Source organism: Halomonas sp. 3A7M (genome assembly GCF_014897875.1).
GTDB lineage: Bacteria > Pseudomonadota > Gammaproteobacteria > Pseudomonadales > Halomonadaceae > Vreelandella.
The window spans coordinates 1-702 of record NZ_JABUZD010000086.1 but is presented as its reverse complement, the minus strand read 5'-3'; the positions used below and the strand labels follow the sequence as shown (position 1 = coordinate 702).

Annotated in this window: 2 protein-coding genes; one reads left to right on the top strand and one right to left on the bottom strand. The window is 44.4% G+C overall.

The genetic code is table 11. The annotated features are described in order from the left end of the window. Positions 1 to 2: 2 nt before the first annotated feature. The gene (locus INT19_RS08065) at positions 3 to 293 is read right to left on the bottom strand and encodes an EamA family transporter (protein WP_226924537.1); all 291 of its coding nucleotides are present in this window, start codon (positions 291 to 293) and stop codon (positions 3 to 5) included. Between the two features lie 138 nt (positions 294 to 431). On the opposite strand from INT19_RS08065, the gene INT19_RS08060 reads away from it, so the two are divergent. After that, the gene (locus INT19_RS08060) at positions 432 to 668 is read left to right on the top strand and encodes a hypothetical protein (RefSeq protein ID WP_226924535.1); all 237 of its coding nucleotides are present in this window, start codon (positions 432 to 434) and stop codon (positions 666 to 668) included. Positions 669 to 702: the final 34 nt, after the last annotated feature.

Sequence of the window (702 nt, the reverse complement as noted above, 5' to 3'; positions counted from 1 at the left end):
GGCTACGGGTCTGAGCGCACGATAAATTTTGAATAGCCACTTATGCTGTACATAAGAAAAGGAATGCCTGAGTTGATAGCGCCCAATATCAAAACCTTGCCTAGTTTACCTCTGAATTCCAGGCTTTTGCGTATGATTAAGATGATAAAAGCTAAACCCAGTAGGCCAAAAAAGACTCTAAAAAATGCTGTGTTGATTGGCCCTATCGCTGGGGAGGCGATGCGCATGAAAAGAAAGCTAGCTCCCCAGATAGCGGCTAATGATAGGAGTCGTATATAGTCGATTGCTTTCATTTTATTCCCCATTTTAAGGTTTTCTATTAGTCAACAAGCCCTAGGGTTATCCTCGTGTGGCTCAGTATTGCCGCCTTTGGAACATGGGAGAAACCCGTTTCTTGCTGTCTTTGTAGTCGGTACAAAATAGGCATCGCTATGACGTTTACAGATCTGTTTGAAAACGACGATATGAAGTTGATTAACCTGCTTCCACAAGATGGGGCGGTCTATTACCACGGCAAACTTCTAGAGACGGCCATTGCCGATATGTATCTAGCTAAATGTCGGGACGAACTAAGTTGGGAGCATGATCGAGCGTTTATTTACGGAAAAGAGATCGTTACCAAGAGGAAAATAGCCTGGTATGCAGATGCGCCGGTCTCTTATACCTGAATCCGTGAAGCTGGCGCCGATACTTTCCCTATCA

Bases quoted from the DNA above. Each gene is read 5' to 3' on its own strand.
- INT19_RS08065 (WP_226924537.1), bottom strand. From the start codon at position 293: ATGAAAGCAATCGACTATATACGACTCCTATCATTAGCCGCTATCTGG.
- INT19_RS08060 (WP_226924535.1), top strand. From the start codon at position 432: ATGACGTTTACAGATCTGTTTGAAAACGACGATATGAAGTTGATTAAC.